Origin of the sequence: Caballeronia cordobensis (assembly GCF_001544575.2) — a bacterium.
Lineage (GTDB): Bacteria > Pseudomonadota > Gammaproteobacteria > Burkholderiales > Burkholderiaceae > Caballeronia > Caballeronia cordobensis.
Window position 1 is genome coordinate 54,210 of sequence record NZ_FCNY02000015.1, and the last position, 19,536, is coordinate 73,745.

At 65.4% G+C, this 19,536-nt stretch carries 16 protein-coding genes; 6 read left to right on the forward strand and 10 right to left on the reverse strand.

Going from position 1 to position 19,536, the window contains the following annotated elements:
* Positions 1-10: 10 nt before the first annotated feature.
* The 6 genes from shc to AWB70_RS26080 form a co-directional block, all read right to left on the reverse strand.
* Positions 11-1,990 (reverse strand): squalene--hopene cyclase, encoded by a 1,980-nt coding sequence (gene shc / locus AWB70_RS26055; RefSeq protein ID WP_053569739.1) that lies wholly within the window; start codon positions 1,988-1,990, stop codon positions 11-13.
* Entirely contained in the window at positions 1,990-3,267 is a 1,278-nt protein-coding gene (gene hpnE, locus AWB70_RS26060; protein ID WP_053569877.1) for a hydroxysqualene dehydroxylase HpnE, read from the reverse strand. The genes shc and hpnE overlap by 1 nt, the downstream gene beginning before the upstream one ends.
* Positions 3,267-4,115 (reverse strand): presqualene diphosphate synthase HpnD, encoded by an 849-nt coding sequence (gene hpnD / locus AWB70_RS26065; RefSeq protein WP_053569738.1) that lies wholly within the window; start codon positions 4,113-4,115, stop codon positions 3,267-3,269. The genes hpnE and hpnD overlap by 1 nt, the downstream gene beginning before the upstream one ends.
* A gap of 209 nt (positions 4,116-4,324) precedes the next feature.
* Entirely contained in the window at positions 4,325-5,266 is a 942-nt protein-coding gene (locus AWB70_RS26070; protein ID WP_053569737.1) for a GGDEF domain-containing protein, read from the reverse strand.
* A gap of 19 nt (positions 5,267-5,285) precedes the next feature.
* Positions 5,286-5,909: a chemotaxis protein CheC gene (locus tag AWB70_RS26075; RefSeq protein ID WP_014251609.1), complete on the reverse strand. Its 624-nt coding sequence runs from the start codon at positions 5,907-5,909 to the stop codon at positions 5,286-5,288.
* The gene (locus AWB70_RS26080) at positions 5,902-6,270 is read right to left on the reverse strand and encodes a response regulator (RefSeq protein ID WP_014251608.1); all 369 of its coding nucleotides are present in this window, start codon (positions 6,268-6,270) and stop codon (positions 5,902-5,904) included. Before AWB70_RS26080 ends, AWB70_RS26075 begins: the two co-directional genes overlap by 8 nt.
* Before the next feature lie 807 nt (positions 6,271-7,077).
* Between AWB70_RS26080 and AWB70_RS26090 the strand changes: the two genes are divergently transcribed.
* Positions 7,078-9,348 (forward strand): hybrid sensor histidine kinase/response regulator family protein, encoded by a 2,271-nt coding sequence (locus AWB70_RS26090; protein ID WP_053569736.1) that lies wholly within the window; start codon positions 7,078-7,080, stop codon positions 9,346-9,348.
* A gap of 169 nt (positions 9,349-9,517) precedes the next feature.
* The gene (locus tag AWB70_RS26095) at positions 9,518-10,927 is read left to right on the forward strand and encodes a hypothetical protein (RefSeq protein ID WP_053569735.1); all 1,410 of its coding nucleotides are present in this window, start codon (positions 9,518-9,520) and stop codon (positions 10,925-10,927) included.
* 72 nt (positions 10,928-10,999) lie between these two features.
* On the opposite strand, the gene AWB70_RS26100 is transcribed toward AWB70_RS26095, so the two are convergent.
* Positions 11,000-11,551, reverse strand: coding sequence for an NADPH-dependent FMN reductase (locus AWB70_RS26100; RefSeq protein WP_053569734.1), 552 nt, complete (start codon positions 11,549-11,551; stop codon positions 11,000-11,002).
* Positions 11,552-12,030: 479 nt separating this feature from the next.
* On the opposite strand from AWB70_RS26100, the gene AWB70_RS26105 reads away from it, so the two are divergent.
* Positions 12,031-12,270 (forward strand): DUF4148 domain-containing protein, encoded by a 240-nt coding sequence (locus tag AWB70_RS26105; RefSeq protein WP_041731995.1) that lies wholly within the window; start codon positions 12,031-12,033, stop codon positions 12,268-12,270.
* A 108-nt stretch (positions 12,271-12,378) separates the two neighbouring features.
* Here the strand turns inward: AWB70_RS26105 and AWB70_RS26110 are convergent, their stop codons facing one another.
* Complete coding sequence (locus AWB70_RS26110) at positions 12,379-13,359, reverse strand: AEC family transporter (protein WP_235024354.1); 981 nt, start codon at positions 13,357-13,359, stop codon at positions 12,379-12,381.
* Positions 13,360-13,894: 535 nt separating this feature from the next.
* Between AWB70_RS26110 and AWB70_RS26115 the strand changes: the two genes are divergently transcribed.
* Complete coding sequence (locus AWB70_RS26115; RefSeq protein ID WP_053569733.1) at positions 13,895-14,464, forward strand: lipocalin family protein; 570 nt, start codon at positions 13,895-13,897, stop codon at positions 14,462-14,464.
* Positions 14,465-14,477: 13 nt separating this feature from the next.
* On the opposite strand, the gene AWB70_RS26120 is transcribed toward AWB70_RS26115, so the two are convergent.
* Both AWB70_RS26120 and AWB70_RS26125 read right to left on the reverse strand, forming a co-directional pair.
* Positions 14,478-14,732, reverse strand: coding sequence for a hypothetical protein (locus AWB70_RS26120; RefSeq protein WP_050878526.1), 255 nt, complete (start codon positions 14,730-14,732; stop codon positions 14,478-14,480).
* Between the two features lie 104 nt (positions 14,733-14,836).
* Positions 14,837-16,285, reverse strand: coding sequence for a sigma-54 interaction domain-containing protein (locus AWB70_RS26125; protein ID WP_053569732.1), 1,449 nt, complete (start codon positions 16,283-16,285; stop codon positions 14,837-14,839).
* Between the two features lie 306 nt (positions 16,286-16,591).
* On the opposite strand from AWB70_RS26125, the gene AWB70_RS26130 reads away from it, so the two are divergent.
* Both AWB70_RS26130 and AWB70_RS26140 read left to right on the forward strand, forming a co-directional pair.
* A complete protein-coding gene (locus AWB70_RS26130) occupies positions 16,592-17,992 on the forward strand; it encodes a GntP family permease (RefSeq protein ID WP_014251600.1) in 1,401 nt (466 codons plus the stop codon).
* Positions 17,993-18,709: 717 nt separating this feature from the next.
* The gene (locus tag AWB70_RS26140; RefSeq protein ID WP_053569731.1) at positions 18,710-19,495 is read left to right on the forward strand and encodes a 3-hydroxybutyrate dehydrogenase; all 786 of its coding nucleotides are present in this window, start codon (positions 18,710-18,712) and stop codon (positions 19,493-19,495) included.
* The last annotated feature ends 41 nt before the right edge of the window (positions 19,496-19,536 follow it).

The following is a 19,536-nucleotide window of genomic DNA, read 5'->3' on the forward strand; positions in this document are numbered from 1 at the left end:
ACGGGCGCGCTCACATCGCCGCCGTCACGCGCGTGAGGCCTTCGCGCGTCAGATTGCGGTAACGCGCGAGCGCCCACAGCGGGAAGAACTTGCGATAGCCGTGGTAGCGCAGATAGAACACGCGCGGGAAACCCGTCGCGGTGAAGCGCGTTTCGTCCCACAGCCCGTCGGTCCGCTGCGTCTTCATCAGATAGCCGATGCCGCGCGCGACCGCCGGATGCTCGACCCGTCCCCCCGCCATCAGCCCGAGCAGCGCCCAAGCGGTCTGCGACGAGGTGCTCGCGGCCTGTTCGTAGCCGCGGTAGTCGAGCTTGTAGCTGTCGCCGTCCTCGCCCCAGCCGCCGTCCGCGTTCTGGATGCCGATGAGCCAGTCCGCCGCGCGCGTCATGCGCGGATCCGTCGGCGCGACGCCCGCCGCGTTCAGCGCGGACATCGCCGACCAGGTGCCGTAGACGTAGTTCAGGCCCCAGCGGCCATACCAGCTTCCGTCGCGTTCCTGATCGTTCACGATGTACTCGAACGCGCGCCGCGCCGGCTCGCTGTTGAGCGACGTCTCGCCGAGCTGGGCGAGCATCGAGAGACACCGCGCGGAGACATCGACCGTCGGTGGATCGAGCAGCGCGCCGTGATCGGAGAACGGAATGTTGTTCAGGTAGTACTGCGTGTTTTCGGGTTCGAACGCGCCCCAGCCGCCGTCGCTGCTCTGCATGCCGACGACCCACTCGCGCGCCCGCGCGATCGATTCGCCGTACAGCGCCGTGCCGTTCTCGCGGTCGGCCCGCTCCATCGCCATCGCGACGACGGCGGTGTCGTCGACGTCCGGATAATGCGGGTTCGCGAACTGGAACGCCCAGCCGCCCGGCCGCACGTTCGGGCGGCGCGAAACCCAGTCGCCGCGTACGTCGAGAATCTGCAGCGGCACCAGCCATTCGAGGCCGCGCGTGACCGCCGCGCGCGCCTTCGGCTCGCCCGTCTCGAGCAGCGCATGCGCCGCGAGCGACGTGTCCCACACCGGCGAGAGGCACGGCTGGCAATACGCCTCGCCGTCGTCGGCTTCATCGACGATCAGCAGCTTGTCGAGCGACTTGCGCGCGATCGCGCGATTCGGGTGCTCGGGCGGATAGCCCAGCACGTCGTACATCATCACCGAGTTGGCCATCGCCGGGAAAATCGCGCCGAGGCCGTCTTCGCCGTTCAGGCGCTCGTCGACGAAACGCACCGCTTCATCGACCGCGCGCTCGCGGCCCGCTTTCGGCAAGAGCGGATCGGCTAGGCGCAGAATCGAATCGACGACGCGGAAGAACGCGAACCAGCCGCGGCTCTGATGCCCCGAGCGCGACGGCATGCCGGTATTGACCGGCGGATTCGTGAACACTTCGTCGATGCGCACGCCGCGCGGATTGCGCGCGCGCGGGCGCTTGGCGTTGAGCACGAGCATCGGCACGATCACCGTGCGCGCCCAGTACGACACCTTCGAGAGATGGAACGGGAACCACATCGGCAGCCGCATGATCTCGACGGGCATCATCGGCACCGCGCGCCACGACACCACGCCGAACAGCGCGAGCAGGATGCGCGTGAACACGTTCACCTTTTCCGCGCCGCCCGCGGCGAGAATCGCGGCGCGCGCGCGTTGCATGTGCTCGGCGTCGGGCGAATCGCCGATCATCTTCAGCGCGAAGTACGCCTTGACGGTCGCGGAGACATCCATGGCGCCGTCGGTGAAAAGCGGCCAGCCGCCGTCCTCACGTTGAATGCGCCGTAGATAGCGACCGATTTTCGCTTCGAGCTTCTCGTCGGCGGTCTCGCCGAGATAGTGGACGAGCAGCACGTATTCGGCCGGAATGGTTGCGTCGGCTTCGAGTTCGTACAGCCAGTAGCCGTCGGGATGCTGCGCCGCGAGCAGCGCATCGGTCGCCTGGTGGATAGCGGCGTCGAGCGGGGCGCCCGACACGCGCGCACCCACGGCCGACAGGGATAAATCGTTCATCAGCGTTCCATCGATGGGTTCAACAGCGCGTCCGCGGCCTTCTGGCCAGAGCGGATCGCGCCTTCGATCGTCGCGGGCAGGCCGGTCGCCGTCCAGTCGCCCGCGAGGGTGAAATTGTGCCAGCGCGTGCGCGTGGCGGGCCGCAAGCCTTCCTGCGCGGGCACGGCGGCAAACGTGGCGCGCGGCTCCGCGACGACCTGCCAGGGCGGCGTCGGCGCGGCGGGCATGCGCAGCGCTTTCGACGTTTCCTGCCAGACACGCCGCGCGAGTTCGTCGTGCGGCGTCGCGAGCCAGCGGTCGGCGCACGCGAGCGTGACCGAAAGCCGCCCGCCGGCCGCGAAAATCCGGTCCGACATGCCGTTGACGACACACGTCAGCGGCTGAAGTCCGGCGGGCGCATCGACGGCGAAATGCACCGTGACAATCGCCCGCCAGGCATCCGGCGCACTCAGCCCCGGCGCCACGCGGCGCGCCGCATCGGGCGGCACGGCGAGCACCACGCCATCGTCCGCGCCGAGCATGACCGGCTCCGCCGCGCCTTCGAAAGCGAGCGAGCTTACACGCTCTCTCGAATCCGTGCCCGATATGCCGATGCTCGCCACGCGCGAGCCGAGCCGGATATCCGCGCCGCCGTATTGCAAAAGGCGCAGCGCCGGCTCGACGAACGCATGCGACAGCCCGCTTCTCGCGACGAGCGGACGGCACGCCTGACCGCCCTGCCCGACCGTCTCGCGCAGCAGGCCGGCGGCAAGCTCGGCGCTCGCCTCGGAGGGATCGGCGTTGAGCATCGTGCGCAGCAGCGGCCGCACGAGCAGATTCCAGACGCGATCCTTGCGGCGCACGGATGCCTCGACCGTGCGTCCGGGCTTCGCGAAAAAGAGCGGCAGGACGGCGAGGTAGTCGGCGGGCTGCGTGCCGGGCACGCGCGCATCGGCGTCGAAAAGCCAGCGCGGCAGGCGGCCGGGCGACATGCGAATGGTCCAGGCCTGGCCGCTCGCCGCGTCGAAGAACGGATACTCGGGCTGCGCCGGGCCGATCAGCGTGTCCGTCGCGCCGATCGCGCGCAGATACGCCATCGTCGATTGATTGCCTGACAGCAGCAAATGATTGCCGTTGTCGAGCGTCACGCCGAGCTTCGGATCGAAGGACGAGCGGCAACGACCGCCCGCGTGAGGCGCCGCCTCGTGCAGTACGACGCGCGCGCCGCGCCGCTGGGCCTCGACCGCGGCGGCGAGACCGGCTACGCCCGCTCCGACGACGACAACCCGCCGGAACATCAGATCGAATGGCGCGCCACGATCCACAGCAGGCGCGCACGCGGCGTGCGCACGCGCGTGCGCGGCAGGTCGAAGCCGCGTTTCAGATTGGCGTCGAGCACCGTGCGATACGCCGCCGACATGATGCGCGGCGCGCGCACCTGCGAGCGCGGCGAAGCGGCCATGATCGCGTCGGACTGGGCGTAGTGGCCCTTCGCGCGCTCGGCAAGCACGGCGCACACGCGCGGCAGACGCGCATCGCCGACGATGGTCGCCGGATCGCTCGTCGAAATGCCTTCGCGCGCGAGCAGCTCGCGCGGCAGGTAGACACGGCCGATTTCCGCGTCTTCGTCGATGTCGCGCAGGATGTTGGTCAGTTGCAGCGCGCGCCCGAGATGATGCGCGAGGCGTCGCCCGGCGTCCTCGTGCATCCCGAAGATCCTCACCGATAGCCGCCCGACCGCGCTCGCCACGCGATCGCAATACAGGTCGAGCGTGGCTTCGTCGGGCGCGACGATATCGCCGGCGGCGTCCATCGCCATGCCGTCGATCACGGCGTGGAAGTCGTCGCGGGAAAGCTGGAAAGCCTGGATGTGACGCGTGAGCGCTTCGAGCGCCGGCTTCGGCGTGCCGGCGTAGCACGCGTCGATATCCGCGCGCCACTGGTCGAGCGCGAGCGCGCGCTCGCGGCGCGGCAGCGTGCCTTCGTCGGCGATGTCGTCGACCGCGCGGCAGAACGCGTAAATCTGGTACATCGCGTCGCGCTGCGCAGCGGGAAGGATGCGCATCGCGAGATAGAACGAGCTGCCCGACGACGTTTTCGCGGCGTCCGGAGCAGATTCGTCAGCGATGATGTTGGAAACGGCCAAGACGAACTCCGCTGTGGCGCCCCCAAGGGCAAATTAAGTGATCGGGCGCCGGTCTCGATGCAACCCGGCGCGCGCGGAACCACCTGGCGCTGTGAGGGAGGACTCGAAGAGAAAGCCGGCGCAAGCCGGCTGCGACTGCGCCGGAAGCGGCAAAGAGTATATCAATACTTTGCCCGATTGCGCCTGATCGCGCCGGGCCGCGCGGCGCGTCAGGCGAAGCCCACCGCCCGGTTGCGCCCTTCGCGCTTGGCCGTATAAAGCGCGGCGTCGGCCTCGTTGATGAGCGCCTCGTACGACGACGTCACGCCGGTTCTCGCCCGCGCCGCGCCGACGCTCGCCGTCACCGGCACGCGCGCGCCCTGCACGTCGATGGGCGTCTCGCCGATCTCGCGGCGCACCTTCTCCGCGACGATCATCGCATCGTCGAAGTTCGTGCAGGGCAGGAGCAGCGCGAATTCCTCGCCGCCGAAGCGCCCGAACACGTCCTGAACGCGCACGCTTTTCGCGACGCGCTCGGCCATCACGCGCAACACCGTATCGCCGACGAGGTGGCCGAGATCGTCGTTGATGCGCTTGAAGTGGTCGAGATCGAACAGCAGCATCGAAAGCTCGCCGCCGTAGCGCTGCCAGCGCGAAAACTCGTCCGCGAGGCGCAGTTCGAAATAGCGCCGGTTCGCGATGCCGGTCAGCCCGTCGCGGTCGGCGAATTCCTGCAGCTTCGCCACGGCTTCGTCGCGGGCGCGCTGCATCATGCTCGCGTGCGTCGCGTCGGAAATCGTGACGCACACGGCGCGCACCTCCCGTTCGAGCGTGAGCGGCATGAACGTGCAGTCCTGCTGCATGAAATCGACGCCGCCCGTGATCGGACGGTCATGGTCGAACTTGAAGAGATACGGCCGCTGCTCCCACGAACTGAACGCGAAACTGCCGAGCTGGAACACGCTTTCCACCTTGCGCGTGAACCACACGCGCGGCAGTTCCGGAAAGCTCGCGAAAATCGATTTGCCGATGACCTGATCCGCCGTCTTGCCGCTGTGGTCCTGCATGAAGCGGTTCCACATCAGCACGTTCAGGTCGCGATCGAGCACGAAAATGCCGAAGCCCACGCGCTCGATCACGAGTTCGGAAAGCGCGTGCCGCAGTTCGTCCATGCTCACGATAACGCCCCGTTCAGATGCTCGACAGCAGCGTGTCGAGCGCGTCGCTCAAGTGCACGATGGCGTCTTCGGCCATCAGCATCACGAGATGCGCGCGGAAACTGTGGTCTTCGAGCGCGAAGTTCACTTCGAGCAAGAGCGCGGTCTTCCACGCGAGCATCGCGGGCTGGAAGACGTCGTCGAGGCCGATTTCCTGGCCGAGCATGCCCGGCGGCGAAAAAATCGGCGAGCGGCCGAGGCGGTCGAGAATGCACGACACGCACGCGCCCATCAAGACGGTAGCGACATCGAAGACGAGTTCGGTGCGCGTCGTCGCTTCGTAGGTGGACTTGGTGTACGGATCGTCGACGAGCGCGCACAACTGATCGACGCTGCCGCTCTTGCACAGCACGATCGCCTCGCCCTTGATGTCCGAGCGGAAACCCTGCCGCACGGCCGTGACGGTATCGGTGATGCCGGTCATCTCGGCGAGCGCGGCGGACGCCTCGGCCACGCTCACGACCCGCACGCGCGGCACCGAGAGCTCGATGAACGTGCCGAGCAGCGCCGACAGACGCGTCGCGGCCTGGCCCATCGCCATGTTGGCGACTTCCTGCAGCGCGTCGCGCTGATCTTCGTTCAGGGCGGCATCAACCATGAAGTCCGTACTCCTTCAAAACGGGACGCAGCGCTTCGGGCGTCACCGGCTTCGGCAGGAACGCGATCGCGCCGAGCGCACGCACGCGCTCCTGGGCCATCGGCTGCACGTCGGCGGACACGACGATCACGAACGTGTTCAGGTCTTCGTGCTGTAAGGCGTCGAGCACCTGATAGCCGGTCATGTCGGGCATCGTCAGATCGAGGAACATCACCGAGGCGCGGCCGGCGCGGTAATGCTCCAGCGCCTCGCGTCCGTTGGTCGCGTAGGAGATCTCGACATCCCAGTCCGGCGGCAGCGCGCGCGTCAGCACCTTGCGCGCGAGCAGGGAATCATCGGCAATGACAATCGGCAACGGCATGGCTGGCTGGATCTCTTGTGCGTTTTCGGGCTGAAGCGGCCGTCTCGGCTTACACGGCATGCTCTCGCAAGTAATTACGGCATCCGCGCGGCGAACTTTATGGCGATGTTCACGGCGCGACCGGCGCGAACCCCTTGACGCGGCGATTGTGCGGACGCTGTCGGACGTGCGGGTCGGCGGCAATGAGCCACGCGCGGCGCCCGTGGATATAGGCGCGCCATGCGGCGGGCGTGCGTTGGACGATCAGCGCGCGCAAGGCACGCGATGCGTGTTGAGTCCCGATCGGCGTCATATCGACTGCCCCGTGCGTGATCCGGACGTTGCCGGACCGTGGCCTTTTCTCCTCGCCCGGTCGCGCTGCTGGCCGGCGTCATCGACGGACTCAGCGGTACTGCTCCCCGGCGCGCGCCGCGAGGCTGCTTGTATTTCCGGCGCCCGCTCTGGCGGCGTATACGTCGGATGATTGCATTGTGTGCTTATGAGAATGTCAAGGCAACTCGCCAAAGTGCTTCACGCGAAATAATCTGATGAAAATATCCGATGATCGGGCCATTTTCACTCGACGAACCGCAATGTGATACGTTCTCATACTTTTGTGTACGTTTGCGCTTCCGGGAATCTCGCTAACTGCGCGGCGCGTTCGAGTCTTTCCTCGACCGTTGCGCGCGCTACGAAAGATTGCCCGGCATGTTTCGTGCGTTCTTTTTGCGGTTCCACCGCTCACGTCGGACGGACCGTGCCCGCGTACGCGCCCAGCGTGTACGGAAGGGTTGGGCGCCGAGTAAGTTTTCCAATTCGCTGCCAAAAATGACGCTGCAACGTGAGGAGTCCGAGGCCGGGCCTGCTGCGGAATCATGGCAGGACGATCCGCCATTTCCGGTGGTGCCGGAGCGCAATTTCGCCGCGCAACGCATGACGCTGTATGCGCTGCTCGTCGCGGCGATCGTGCTGCCCTGCGTGTACGTCGTGGCGACCGCGTTCACCGATTACCACGCGCGCGTCGCCGACGCCTCCGAGCAGGTCGCGCGCAACGCGCGGGTCGCCGAAGAGCACGCGCTCAAGGTCTTCGATCTCAACGTGACGCTCAACGAGCGCATCGTCGATCTGCTCGACGGGCTCGACGCCGACGCGATCCGCCGCGAGAGCGCCACCATTCATCAGCGGTTGAGAGCCGTCAGCAATAGTTATCAGCAGGTCGCGGCCGCGTCGGTGTTCGGACCGGGCGGCAAACTGCTCGCGACGAGCCGCACGTTCCCCACGCCCGACATCTCGGTTGCGAATCGCGAAGACTTCGGCGGACTGCGCACGGGCCAGCAAATCGAGCAGATTTCGCGCGTGATGACCGGCCGCGTCGCCGGGGAGCAGGTGTTCAACACGGCCGTCGCGCGCCTGACGCCCTCGGGCAAGTTCGACGGCATGGTTTCGATCGCGCTGAGGCCCGCCTATTTCGCGGCGTTTTATCGCGAGCTGATCGGCGACAACCCGAGCGTGTCGCTCGGCCTGTCGCGCTCCGACGGCGAAGTGCTCGCGTGGTATCCGCCGCGCCCGCCCGACCGCATGACGCTCGCGGCCAGTTCGCCGCTGCGCGACGCATATCGCGGCGGCGTGCGCAGCGGCGTCGTCAAGATGGTGTCGGGGCTCGACAATCAGTTGAAGATCGTCGCGTTCCGGCGCGTCGGCGCGTATCCGGTCTACGTGTCGAGCGGCTATCCGATCGCGACGATCTGGTCCGCATGGTGGAAGCATCTGAGCGTGCTCGCGCTGTCGATCTTCGCGCCGTGCGTGGTGCTGTGGGGCGTGATCGGCCAGTCGCTGCGGCGGCTCGCGACGGAAGAAGAAGCGTGGGAGCGCTGGCAGGCGGAAGCGTCGATGCGCCGCTCGATCGAATCCGCGTACCGGCAGGCGCGCAAGATGGAAGCGCTCGGCAATCTCGTCGGCAGCGTCGCGCACGACTTCAACAATCTGCTGATGATCGTCTCGACCAACGTGCAGATCGCGCGGCGGCGCGGCGCGCCCGGCCTCGATCGCGAGCTGACGGCGATGGAGCGCGCGCTGAAAAGCGGCCAGTCGCTCACGCGCCAGTTGCTCGGCGTCGCGCGCAAGCAGCCGTTGCGCAGCGAGATCATCGCCATCGGCAAATGGGTGCCGGCCGGGCGCGAGTTGCTGCGCGCGTCGCTCGGGGCGAAAGTGGCGCTCAACGTCGAGGTCGCGCCCGACCTGTGGGCGATCCGCGTCGATCCGGCGGAACTGGAACTCGCGCTCATCAATGTGGCGGTGAACGCGCGCGACGCGATGCCCAATGGCGGCACCTTCACCGTGCGCGCGGACAACGTGCGCTTTCGTCATCAGGACGGCTTTCCGATCACCGGCGAATTCGTGCAGATCACGCTGGAGGACAACGGTTTCGGCATGAGTTCCGACGTGCTCGGGCGCGCGTTCGAGCCGCTTTTCACGACCAAGCCCAAAGGCATGGGCACAGGGCTCGGCCTGCCGCAGGTGTTCGCGTTCTGCGAGCGCGCGGGCGGGCTCGCGACCATCGACAGCGCGGTCGGCGCGGGCACGGCCGTGCGCCTGTATCTGCCGCGCGCGCCGGCGGCGGGCGCGACGGAGGCGACGGCGGCCGAAGAACAGGCCACCGAGAAGGAAGCCGACGGCTTGCGCGTGCTGCTCGTCGAAGATAACGAAGAGGTGGCCGCCGGCACTGAGGCACTGCTCACGATGATGGGCCACCACGTCACCTACGTCTTCAACGCCGATACCGCCGCGACGGTGCTCGAAGCCGCGCGCGCCGACGCATCGACGGAATTCCCGTTCGACGTGGTGCTGTCCGACATCCACATGCCGGGGCAGATGAACGGCATCGATCTCGCGGAAATGCTCCAGCGCGCCGAGCCGCATCTTCCGGTGATTCTCGTGACCGGCTACGCCGAGGAGCTCGACCGCGCGCGGCAGGTCGGCGCGCGCGTGCTGTCCAAACCGTTCGATATCGCGTTGCTCGACTCGCTGTTGCGCGCGATTCGCGAGCGCGTGCACACGCCGGGCGTGGACAGCCGCACCGCGCGTTCCGCCGACCGCTGATCCGAGCGCTTTTTCTACGCGCGCTTGTAAAAGCGCGTCCGCGTTTGATCCCCGATGACAGGCGCGCGCCGCCCGCGCCGATCCGGCACGCGAGTTGCGTGAATCCCCTCATGCACGGCGACACCACGTTGCCGATCCCAAGGAATTCCGCCCATCGCCGGAGGAGACTATGCGACACACCGTCATCGGAGTTTTCGACACATTCGCGCAAGCCGAGGACGCGCGCTCGGCCCTGATCGCGGCCGGCTTCCCGCGCGCGGATATCGAGTTGCAGGCCAATCCGAAACGCGACGACGCCGCCGCGCCCTCCGACATGCCCGACGCGCAAACGCACGCCGAGCCGGGTTTTCTGGCGAACATCGAGCGCTTTTTCAGCATGCTCTTCGGCGGACGCGATCAGCCGCCCGAAGTCGCGCATTATTCCGAGGCCGTGCGGCGCGGCGCGGTGCTCGTTGCGGTCGATACGCCGAGCGTCGAGCAGGCGGACGTCGCCCGCGCGACGCTGAGCGACCAGGGCGCGATCGATATCGACGAGCGCGCGGCAAGCTGGACGACGCTGGAACACGGCACGCCCGCTTCCACGGCGGCGGCTGACGACCGCGATCATTCGGTGCTCGACGAACTCGGGCTCGGACGCGGCAGCGCCGTGCCCGGCCGCGAGCCGATCAACGACCCGGACGCCACGCCGGCGATGCGTGCGCGGGCATATCCGCGCGCCGATGTCGGCGATCCGGCCGCACTCGCGCCGCGCGATTACGTCAGCGACCCGGCCGACGATCCGCTGATGCCGCGCCAGGGCATGCAGTCGCAATCGCAGTCGATGCAGTCGCAGTCCCAATCGACGCAATCGATGATGAGCAAAGACCCGCTTGCAGGACGCGATCCGCTGACAGGCCGCGATCCGTACGCGACGACCGGCATCGATCCGCTTGCCGATCCGCTCGCCGGCACGCCCGCCGATCCGCTCGCGGCGCGCACCGAACTCACGGGCGAATCGCTATCGGAGCGCGATGCGCTCGCGGGCCGCGATCCGCTGCGCACGACGGGCGCCGTTCCGCCCGAGCGCGCCGCGATGGACGATCCGCTGAAGGCGCGCGACCCGCTGCCGGGCGTGCGCACCGACACGGCGTCGGAATGGCGCTCGGTCGAACCGCTCAGCCCGCTCGACGAACCGGCGGCGCCGTATCAGCCGGGCGCGGCGCGCGCAGTGGGATCGTCGCCGGATCCGGTCGTGACATCGGCGGGCACGCAGGCATCGGGGCCGGTCGGTCCGTCGCCCACGATGTATCCGCAAACCACGCCCAACGAGTTCATGGAGTACGAGGAGGACTTCCGCGCCGACTATGAATCCAAATATTCGGCGACGGGCGAGCCGTACGAGGACTATCAGGGCGCGTATCGCTATGGCGCGACGCTCGGCAACGACGATCGCTACCGCAGCCGCGCGTGGGACGATCAGATGGAGTACGAGACGAAACGCGACTGGGAAAGCAAGCATCCCGAAGGCGATACGTGGGAGCGCTTCAAGGCCGCGATTCGCCACGGCTGGGATCGCGTGACGGGGCATCATCACGTTTGACGCGCGGGAATTTTCGCGCTGATGGAAGAACGGCCCGCGCTTGCGGGCCGTTTGCTTGTCAAAGGTGAGCGCTTACACTGTGCGGTCGCGCACCCATGCGGCGTACTTGTCCATGAACGTCTGCAGGTACTTGCGCGTGTCCTCGCTCACGATGTTGCCGTTCGCGTCGATACGGCTTTCGTCGTGCTTGATGTACATCTCCGGCTGATTCATCAACACGATATCGAGATACGCGCACACGCCGCGCAGATGCGATTGCGCGATGGCCGTGCCGATCGCCCCGACCGACGTGCCGATGATCGCGCCCGGCTTGCCGCCCCACACGCTCTGCCCCCACGGACGCGAGGCCCAGTCGAGCGCGTTCTTCAGCACACCGGGCATCGAGCGGTTGTATTCGGGCGTGACGATCAGAAGGCCGTCGGCATCGGCGATCTGTTGCTTGAATGCGCGCGCGACTTCGGGAAAGTCGCTGTCGTAGTCCTGGCTATACAGCGGCAGGCCGCCGATATCGACGAAGTCGAAGGAAAAATCACTCGGCGCGAGCGATGCAAGCGCGTGCGCGAGTTGCTTGTTGAACGAATCCCGCCGCAGGCTTCCAACGACCACCGCGATCTTCAAGGCCATGACATTTCCCTCGTGAATGGTTGAAAAGATGAATGACCGGACGATGCTCCCGACCGGAAAACGCCGCCCTCATGACGACGTGCGAGCACATGATAGGCGCAACGCAAGGAAACCGTCTTCGATACCCGCCGATGCATTCCGCCTATTTTTGCGATGAATCGTGCAATCTACCTCGCGCCGCGACGCCACGCGGTTCGCGGCGAGCTATCCCCACGGTTATCCACAGTTTCTGTGGATAAGTTTGGGGTAAGTGTTCCGGCTTTCATTTTTTGATACGCAGACGAAACACGGTGCACCCGAATGGGCGGCGCGCCTGCTCAGGTAGACGAATTTCGCGCGTGGATAGAGGCGAATTGCGCGCCAGCATTCCACCACTCCTGACAACAATGTATTGGTTCAATCGGTATTTTTGTCCAATAGCTTTACTCGTAGACTTCCTCTCAAGCGTCATCCGACGCAAAGCCATCCTGGAGGTTACGATGAAAAAGATGCTGATCAGCGGTCTCGTCATGTCCGCGATTCTGGCCGCAGCGCCCGCGTTCGCTCAATCGACGTCCGCAGGAAAAACGCGCGCCGAAGTCAAGGCGGAACTCGCCAGCGCGCGGAGCGCCGGTGATCTCGACGCCATCAATTCGCTGAGCTACCCGCAACTGCGTCCGTACCAGGAGCGGCATGCGCAACTCCGTGCCGACATGCGCGACGGCGGCAGTTCGCGTTAATTCGTAACCGGTTTGAAAATCAGAGCGGCAATCTGAACTGGCCCTCCTCCACCGTCGAACAGAAGGTGGTTTCGCCCGATGCGCTCGCATCGGGCGTTTTTTTGTCTGCTACAGCAGGACGGTCAGACAGAACGTGACCGTGACGAGCGAAATCACGGTCGAGAAGAGAATCGTGCTCGACGTCACGCCACCGTCCCGCCGATAAAACTCCGCCAGCATGAACGGTCCGGTGCCGGTCGGCAGCGCGCTGAGTATGACCGCCGACTTCGCCCAAAGCGGCGGCAAGCCGAACAGATGCAATGCCAGCCACCACGTCAGCAAGGGCTGAGCGAGCAGTTTGAGCGCGACGAGCGCGCTCGTCGTCTTGACGTTGTGCGCCTCGCCTTTCGCGCCGAGAAAGAGCCCGAGCGCGACGAGCGCACAGGGGCTCGCCGCGCCGCCCAGCAGCTTGAGCAATGCTTCAGCGCCTTCCGGCACGCGCGCGCCCGAGCCGCTCAGCAACGCGCCCGCGACCGGCGCGACCAGCAACGGATTCTTTGCGAGCGACTTTCCGACTTGCAAGAGCGTCGCGCCGATGTGCTTCTCCGTCTGAAGCCCGAGCTCGATCAGCACGATCGCCACCGCGAACAACACGCACACGGTGAGGATCGTCGCGATCACGGCGGGCGCGAGACTCTCCTTGCCGAACGCGAGCAGACAAAGCGGTATGCCGACAAAGCCGGTGTTCGGGTAAGCGGCGTTCAAACCGTCGATGCTCGCATCCGCGAGATGACGCGACTGCATGAGGCGCACGGCGAGCGTGAGCAGAAAGATCACCGCCGAGCCGATGCCGAAAGCGGCGATGAACGCAGGCTGATCGAGCATGCTCCACGGCGTTTTCGCCATGATGTCGAAGAGCAGCGCGGGCAGCGCGAGATAGACGACGAAGCGATTGAGTTCGGATGCCGCGCTCGGGCCGAGCTTGTTCAGCTTGCGGCATGCGTAGCCCGCGAAGATGAGGCCGAAGACCGGCAGGATGATCGTGAAGAGTGGCGTGAGCAGCGAAGGCAGTGATGCGAATGCTTGAAGCGACGGAACCGGCGAAGGCATGAGGCAGCTGCTTTGAGTGCGGAATGGAGAGAGCGTGAGGATACTCCTCATCGAAAAGGTGAGGCATTTCGGGAGTATCGCGACGGTGAGCCGCCTGCTTGGCGCGAGGCTCACTCTTTGACGAATCATCGGGATCGCGAAGCAAAGCCATCATCTCAGTCACATTGTTAGCTGGATGATGCAAGCCGTTGTTCCATAACGTATTAGATTTGCACGCCGATCAGGCTTGCAGCACATCGCGCGGCGCGCACCGTCTCGCTCCGCATCCATCTCATTCGAGGCGACGAAGGCCGATTCGGCTTTGAGGTGAGGCAATTCGGGAGCGGCACCGCGGGCGCGAAGTTTGCATTCCGCCACGTCCTCGGCGCGAGGCAAATCCCCGCGAAGACAAGCACTTACGGGCTCACGCGGTTGCGGCGGCACGCGGGCGGACGCCATCGCTGAAGGGGAAAGGTGAGGCAATGCGGGAGCCGCCCCGGACGGAACGAAGCTTGCTGCTCCGTCTTCCCTGAATCACTTCAACGACGCGGGAAACATGAACATCCGAAGATCCTGGGCATACGGCGCCGCCGCGCTTGCGTTGATCGGCGGCATCGCGACGCTGCTCGCGTGCTCATCGAACGGGGCGCGCAAGAGCGGCAACGACCATGTGCCGGAACCGTCGAAGGCGGTCGATCTCGATCGCTATCTCGGCCAGTGGCACGAGTTCGCGCGCTATGAGAACCGCTTCGAGCGCAACTGCGAAGCCGTCACGGCGAACTACGCGCGGCGTGACGACGGACTCGTGTCCATCGTGAATGCATGCAGGCAAGGCGGGCTCACCGGTCCGTACCGCTCGGCGGAAGGCCGCGCGAAGGTCGTGCCGGGATCGAATGGAACGAAGCTGAAGGTGTCGTTCTTCGGCCCGTTCTACGTCGGCGACTACTGGATTCTCGATCACGCCGACGACTACACGTGGTCCATCGTCGGCGAGCCGACCGGCCGCTATCTGTGGATCTTGACGCGCGAGGCGAAACCCTCGGCGGAGTTGCGCCGCACGCTGATCGAGCGCGCGCGGGCGCTGGGTTACGACGTCACGATGCTGCGCGAGACGCAGCAGGCTTGAGCGGCACGCGCGCCTAGCTTCCCTTGCACGCGACGAGCAACGAGTTCTGATTGTTCTCGGTGGTCTGGCCGAGCACGTCGTAACCGCTCGGACAGAGCACTTTGGCGTTATCGGTGCAATTGCGCCAGCCGCCATACGCGGGGCATTGGATCTGCTGCGTCGGGCGTCCATCGGCGGAAAAGAGCGGCGGCGCGCTGCTGCATCCGGCGAGCGCCCACGCGCTGCCCGCAAGCATGACTGAAAGGCCGATGGCACGGCCGGTTTTCATCCCGCGTTTCATCTCATACCCCTTTGATTCTTGGTCGTTATTTTCGATTTCGGGAGTATGCCACGCGAAGCTTTCGCGTCGATTTGCCTGTTCGCGAAAGCGCTTCAGACCGCGATGCCCAGCGCGGCGATCTTCTTGTACAAGGTTGCCCGCCCGATGCCGATTTTCTCCGCCGCATCCGCGACACGCCCGCCGCTTGCGCGCAACGCATCGGAGAGAAAGCGCCGTTCGAAGTCGGCCATCGCGTCGGCGTAAGACGGCATCGGAGGCTCATCGTCCAGCGGCGCGTCCGCCGGCGGCGCGAGCGCGAGACGCCCCGCATCGATGAACGCGCTCAGCATGCGCGCGTCGATGTGCTCGGTCTCCGACAGCATCAGCGCGCGTTCCAGCGTATTGCGCAGTTCGCGCACGTTGCCCGGCCACGAATACGCTTCGAGCAGGCGCAATGCGTCCTGGTGCAGCACGAAATGGCCGACCTGCCCAGGGCGCGTATCCGCCGACAGATCTTCGAGCGTCGCGTAGGCGAGCGCCTCGATATCGCCGGGCCGCTCGCGCAACGGCGGCGCGTGAATCGTCAGCACGTTCAGCCGATAAAACAGGTCCGCGCGAAAACGCCCCGCCGCGACGAGCGCAGGCAACTCCGCCGATGTCGCCGCGATGATCCGCACATCCGCGCGCACGATGCGATTCGAGCCGAGCGGTTCGAACTCCTTGTCCTGCAAAACGCGCAGCAGCTTGCCCTGAAGCGGCAGCGGCATGTCGCCGATTTCGTCGAGAAAGAGCGTGCCGCCGTCCGCGAGTTCGAACTTGCCCACGCGGCCCTTGCGCTCCGCGCCGGTGTACGCGCCCGCCGCCGCGCCGAAGAATTCGACTTCGAGCAGCGTGTCCGGAATCGCGGCCACGTTCACGGTGACGAGCGGCTTGCCCGCGCGCGTCGATGCGCCGTGGATCGCGTGCGCGAGCAGTTCCTTGCCGGTGCCGGTTTCGCCGAGCAGCAGGACGGGCGAATCGACGAGCGCCGCGCGCCGCGCCTGGCGCTTCACTTCGAGACTCGCCGGACTCGTGCCGACGAAGCTCGAAAACGTGTACTTCGCGCGCCGCGCCTGAGCCAGCGACTGACGCGTCGCGATCAGTTCCTGCTGCACGCGCGAGTAATGCGCGAAGAGCGGCGTGAGCGCCTTCATCTCGTCGAAAAGCGCAAAGCCGATTCCGCCGATGGTCGCGCCCGCTTCATCCTTCAGCGGCAGCCGCGTGACGACGAGCGGTTCGCGGTCGGTTTCCAGCACGTCGAGCAAAATCGGCTTGCCGGTCGCGACGACTTCGCGCATGAGGCTGTTCGGAATGACCGCTTCACAGTCGAGGCCGATCGCGTCGAGCGGGTCCGCAAAGCCGAAACGCGCCGCGTAGCGCTTGTTGATCCACACGACGCGCGCGTCCGCATCGACGATGAAAGTGCCTTCGCTCAGATTCTCGAAGGTCTTGAAAAGCGACTCCATCGCGCGGCGCATCACGTCGCTGTAGTCCGCGGGGACGTTGATCCAGTCGTTGCGCATGGCGCCTGAAAGCTCCTCTTTCTCTTTATGGAGACGAAGGATCTCAATTTCGAGACGAGCCGGCAATCCGCATCTGTACTAATCTCTTGACTGCGCCGGTGCCCGCGCGCGGCTTTTCAGGCGTCTCCATTTGGAGACATGTGGCTGAAACGTGGCGATGTCATCCTCACCGGATGCCCGCCACGCCTTGTCTCGCGGCGCTGGCACGAAATCTGCATTTGGCCCGCGCGGTGCGTATCCTCGCGCCGCAGGCGCTTCCACGAGAAGCGCGGACCCGTTTCAAAGAACAAACCACCAGGAGACTCAATGTCGTTCATCATCGTGCTCGCCGCTCTGGCGTTCCTGATGCTTGCCGCCTATCGCGGCTACAGCGTCATTCTCTTCGCGCCGATCGCAGCACTCGCGGCCGTGCTCCTCACCGATCCGGCCGCCGTTGCGCCGGTGTTTTCCGGCATCTTCATGGAGAAGATGGTCGGCTTCGTGAAGCTGTATTTCCCGGTGTTTCTGCTCGGCGCGGTGTTCGGCAAGGTCATCGAGCTGTCCGGCTTCTCCGAGTCGATCGTGGCCGCGGCCATCCGCTATATCGGCAAGGCGCGCGTCAATGCGGTGATCGTCGCGGTGTGCGCGCTGCTCACCTATGGCGGCGTGTCGCTGTTCGTCGTGGTGTTCGCGGTGTATCCGTTCGCGGCGGAGATGTACCGCCAGAGCAATATTCCGAAGCGCCTGATGCCGGGCGCGATCGCGCTGGGCGCATTCTCGTTCACGATGGATTCGTTGCCGGGCACGCCGCAGATCCAGAACATCATCCCGACGACGTTCTTCAAGACGACCGGCTGGGCTGCGCCGTGGCTCGGCGTGATCGGCTCGCTGTTCATCATCGTCGTGGGCCTGACGTTTCTCGAATGGCGCCGCCGTTCCGCGATGGCGAAGGGCGAAGGCTACGGCACGTCGCTCGTGAACGAGCCGGAGCGCGTCGAATCGACGTCGCTGCCGAATCCCGTTCTCGCGATCGCGCCGCTGATTCTGGTGGGCGTGGCGAACTTCGCGCTGACCAAGTGGATTCCGACGTGGTACGGCGCGAGCTATTCGGTTCCGCCGGAGGTGCTCCCGGGCGTGCATGCGCCTGTCACCACGGCGATCAAGACCGTCGTCGCGATCTGGGCCGTTGAAGGTGCGTTGCTGCTCGGCATCGTGCTCGTGCTGCTGACGGCGTTCTCGCGCGTGAAGGAGCGGTTTGCGGTGGGCACGCGGGCGGCGGTCGCGGGCGCCTTGCTCGCTGCGATGAATACGGCTTCCGAGTATGGCTTCGGCGGCGTGATCGCGGCGTTGCCGGGGTTTATCGTCGTGTCCGATGCGCTCAAGAGCATTCCGAATCCGCTCGTGAATGCGGCGATTTCCGTTTCGGCGCTTGCGGGGATTACCGGGTCGGCTTCCGGCGGGATGAGCATCGCGCTTGCTGCCATGTCGGATACGTTTATTGCCGGGGCGCAGGCGGCGCATATTCCTCTGGAAGTGCTGCATCGGGTTGTGGCGATGGCCTCGGGGGGGATGGATACGCTGCCGCATAACGGGGCGGTCATTACGTTGCTGGCAGTGACCGGGCTTACGCATCGGGAGTCGTATCGGGATATTTTTGCTGTTACTGTGATTAAGACTTTGGCGGTGTTTTTTGTTATTGGGGTGTATTACTTGACTGGCGTTGTTTGATTTTTTTGTGTCGGGGAATCCTGATTTCGTGTCGGTCTATTTGCACTGCCCCTCCCCGGGGCGGGGGTAACTTTCTTTGCTGCTGCAAAGAAAGTCACCAAAGAAAGCAGCTTCTCACCGCCCGCGGTCACACGCAGTTTGGCCACTCTTCTCCTCCAAGGCGGCACTCGCCTAAGTGTCGCCCCCAAAGGACTAATCGGGCTTGGATCGCGCACGGTCCGACAAGCCAGTGCGCAAAGCGCGCTGGTTCAGCACGAAATAGCTTCGGCACAGCGCTACGCGCTGCCGCTGGGTATGCCGGGGAAACCCACGCATACCCGATTGACCCGTCGGCCGCGAAGCGGGCCGGAACTTGATATGGCTGTACCAATACATCAGTGGCGCGATGTGACGGATCGTGCGCGATCCAAGCCCGATTGGGCCTATGGGGGCACTCTTTAGGCGAGGGCCGTTCCCGAAGGAGAAAAGTGGCCAAACTGCGTGTGACCGCGGGCGGTGACAAAGCTGCTTTCTTTGGTGACTTTCTTTGCAGCAGCAAAGAAAGTTACCCCCGCCCCGGGGAGGGGCAGTGCTAATAGACCAACAACAAAGCAAGTTCCCCGAAACCAAAACAAAAAAACAAAAACCAAAAAGCCAAAACAAACCCCAATTCCCCGCACCCCCACAGCAATCCAAACTCCCGCAGTAAGAAAAAACCAAACCCAAAGGAAACAACCCATGACCTCAAACAAATCCCTCGCAGGCAAGACGGCGCTAGTCACCGGCTCCACGAGCGGCATCGGCCTCGCCATCGCCACCGCGCTGGCGCAAAACGGCGCGAACCTCGTCCTCAACGGCTTCGGCGACATCGACGGCGCCCTGAAGCAAATCGAGGCAACCGGCGTGAAAGCCGTGCATCACCCCGCCGACATGACGAAGCCGCAAGAAATCGAAGCGATGATCGCCTTCGCGAACGAGCAGTTCGGTGGCGTCGATATCCTCGTGAACAACGCCGGCATCCAGCATGTCGCAACCATCGAGGAATTCCCCGTCGATCGCTGGGACGCGATCATCGCGATCAATCTGAGCTCCGCCTTCCACACGATGCGCGTCGCGCTGCCGCAAATGCGCGCGCGCAACTGGGGCCGCGTGATCAATATCGCGTCGGTGCACGGGCTCGTCGGCTCCGCGGGCAAGTCGGCTTACGTCGCCGCGAAGCACGGCATTCTCGGCCTCACCAAAGTCGCCGCGCTCGAAAACGCGCGCAGCGGCGTCACCATCAACGCAATCTGCCCGGGCTTCGTGCTCACGCCGCTCGTGCAGAAGCAAATCGACGATCTCGCAGCACGCGACTCGCTCTCGCCCGACGCGGCGCGCACGAAGCTGCTCGGCGACAAGCAGCCCTCCGCGCAATTCGTGACGGCGCAGCAGATCGGCGACATGGCCGTGTTCCTGTGCTCCGACGCCGCAAGCGAAATGCGCGGCTCGGCGCTGCAGATCGACGGCGGCTGGAGCGCGCAGTAACAAGGGCCCCGCTTTATCGGCGACAAACCGTCGCACTTGAG